The organism is Streptomyces sp. CNP082 (genome assembly GCF_059570535.1).
Genome location: NZ_JCANSZ010000134.1, coordinates 1 through 2,119, shown reverse-complemented (window position 1 = coordinate 2,119; position 2,119 = coordinate 1). Strand labels below are relative to the sequence as shown.

At 70.3% G+C, this 2,119-nt stretch carries 1 protein-coding gene and 1 pseudogene; both read right to left on the bottom strand.

Annotation, left to right across the window (positions count from 1 at the left end; genetic code table 11):
- Nucleotides 1-140, bottom strand: a pseudogene (locus B124_RS36940) (IS256 family transposase); the annotation flags it as partial.
- Between the two features lie 236 nt (nt 141-376).
- Complete coding sequence (locus B124_RS36935) at nt 377-1,414, bottom strand: 3-oxoacyl-ACP synthase III family protein (protein ID WP_496507396.1); 1,038 nt, start codon at nt 1,412-1,414, stop codon at nt 377-379.
- Nucleotides 1,415-2,119: the final 705 nt, after the last annotated feature.

Here is a 2,119-nt window from a genome sequence, read left to right as displayed (position 1 = left end):
TCAGCCAACTCGGCTATGTAAGCGTTGACTTCAGCCTCCAACGCGGCGGCCAGCATCCGCCGTGCACCCTCGCGGACGATCTCGTCGATCAGAGAGGAGCCGTCGGCGGTGGTGCCGTCGGCGTTCACTACGCTGAGCACGGGCGTGCCTTCCCGACCCGCGCGGCAACGCGGGCCTACTCGATACCAGTCAATCGATCACTCGGGAAGGTACGCCCTTCGCGTGCGCCCTCCCGAGCCGATCCACAGGTAATGAGCATTGCTCCAGCAACGGCGCGACCAGCTCCCACAGTTCGTCAGGAACCAGCCGCTGCGACAGATCGGCACCCACAGCGAGACATCATGCCGCACCAACCCACACCACGTGAGACAAGCTCTTAGTTCCATTCGATGAGTGCGAAGCTGGTTGCCATGCCGCCGCCGAAGCCGGCGAGGAGGATGAGTTCGCCTGGCTGGAAGGCGCCTTTGCGGGCGGCTGTGTCGAGGGTGAGGGGGATGGAGGCGGCTCCTGTGTTGCCGTAGTGGGTGAGTGTGCGGTGCATGGTGGTGTGGGGCATGTTGAGGTCTTTTTTGATGGTGTCGAGCATGATGCCGTTGGCTTGGTGGGGGATGATGTGGTTGATGTCGGTGGGTTCGACGCCGGCTTCGTGGAGGAATTCTTTGATGAGCTGGGGGAGTTGTTCTTCGACGAATCGGCGGACTTCTCGTCCGTCCATGGTGAAGTAGTGGAGTCCGGCGTCGATGCTGTTGTGGGTGGTGGGGTGTTTGCTGCCGCCGGCGGGTACTTCGATGAGGTGGGCCAGGTCGCCGAAGGTGTGGAGTGCGGCGTGGCGGATGAGGGGGCCGTGGCGTGTGGTGCCCAGGACCATGGCGCCGGCGCCGTCTCCGAAGAGGACGACTGTTTTCCGGTCGGTGGGGTTGAGGATGCGTGAGTAGATGTCTGCGCCGACGACGAGTGCGTAGCCGCCGCGGCGGAGGATGGCGCTGCCGACTGCGGAGAGGGCGAATACGGTGCCGGAGCATACGGCGTTGACGTCGAATGCGGCGGTGCCGGATGCGCCGAGGTTGCGTTGGACGTAGGCGGCGGTGGGGGGTTGGGGCCGGTCGGGGGTGGAGGTGGCGACTGCGATGACGGAGAGTTGTTCGGCGGTGATGCCTGCTTGCTGCATGGCGGCTCGGGCTGCGGCGGTGGCCAGGTCTGAGGTGGCCTGGTCGTCGGCGGCCCAGCGGCGTTCGTGGATGGCGGTTTTGCGGGTGATCCAGTCGTGGTCGACGCCGGCGGGTGTGCCGACTTCGGTGTTGGTGACGATGCGGTCGGGGACGTAGCCGCCTGTGCCCAGGAGCCGGACGTCGATGCTGGAGACGATCCTGTCTGGCACGTCGGCTTCGGTGTCGATGGTCGGGATGCCGGCCATGGGCGTGCCCTCCCCTTCTGTTGGTGTGGTGTGTGCCGGGTGGCGGGGCTGGTGGCAGAGGCCGGCAGGCGCCGGCGGGTGAAGAAAGGGGCCTGCACACCGGCGGCCGGAGGGCCGGTGGCGGGCAGGCGCCGGGGAACACAGAACACAAGCAGCAGCGCAAACAAGCAGCCCCCGAGGACCCCCAGGAGGCACCCCCCAGGGCAGGCCCTCCCAGGGCAGGCCCTCCCAGGGCAGGCCCTCCCAGGGCAGGCCCTCCCAGGGCAGGCCCTCCCAGGCAGGACCCCCCAGGCCAGGACCCAGGGCAGGTTCCCCAGGGCAGGACCCCCAGGGCAGGTTCCCCGGGCAGGGCCCCCCTGGGCCCTGGGCGGGGTCCAGGCGGCCGGGTGCCCGGGTGCCTGGGCAGGCCCGGGCCGGGTGCCCCGGGCTTCGGGCAGGGCCCGGGCGGGTGCCCGGGCCCCGGGCTGGGGGCCCGGTGCCCCGGACGGGGCCTGGGTCACGGGGCCTGGGGCCCGGGACGGGGTCTGGGCTGTGCCCGGGTGGGTGCCCGGGTTCCGGGCTGGGGGCCTGGGGTCCCGGGCGGGGGTTGGGCTGTGCCCGGGCGGGTGCCCGGGTTCCGGGCTGGCTGGGGGTCTGGGGCCCGGGGTCTGGGCTCGGGGTCTGGGCTGGGGGTCTGGGCTGGGGGTCTGGGGTTTCGGGCGGGGG

Bases quoted from the DNA above. Each gene is read 5' to 3' on its own strand.
- B124_RS36935 (WP_496507396.1), bottom strand. From the start codon at position 1,414: ATGGCCGGCATCCCGACCATCGACACCGAAGCCGACGTGCCAGACAGG.